Source organism: Lewinella sp. IMCC34191 (assembly GCF_003390935.1).
Classification (GTDB): Bacteria; Bacteroidota; Bacteroidia; order Chitinophagales; family Saprospiraceae; genus Neolewinella.
On the sequence record NZ_QNQZ01000033.1, the window covers coordinates 1 to 432 of the forward strand.

At 62.5% G+C, this 432-nt stretch carries 1 protein-coding gene; it reads right to left on the minus strand.

Annotated elements, in window-relative coordinates:
• On the minus strand, positions 1-432 hold a 432-nt coding region (locus DRW39_RS22105; protein WP_198664984.1), incomplete at both ends, for a thrombospondin type 3 repeat-containing protein.

Genomic DNA, 432 nt, shown 5'->3' on the forward strand with positions numbered 1-432 from the left:
CCTGGTCCGGGTTGGCGGTCGTGGGACAGTTATCGACCTCGTCGGCGATGCCATCATTGTCGCTGTCGACGATCGTGGTACAAGCGTCTCCGGTACCATCACCATCGCTGTCGGTTTGATCCGGGTTAGCGGTGGCGGGGCAGTTGTCGGTATTGTCCGTCACGTAACCCTCCGGCTGCTCACAGGCAACCAGCGAGTCGTTCGGGTCACCGAAGCCGTCACCGTCCGCGTCCGCATAGTAGGTCGTGCTGGCCGCACCGACCGAAGCGTCCGTAGGATCGCAGTCGTCGGCGTTGGCTACACCGTCACCGTCGATGTCGTCGTCACAAACGTCACCGATCGAGTCACCGTCCAGGTCAGCCTGGTCCGGGTTGGCGGTCGTGGGACAGTTATCGACCTCGTCGGCGATGCCATCATTGTCGCTGTCGACGA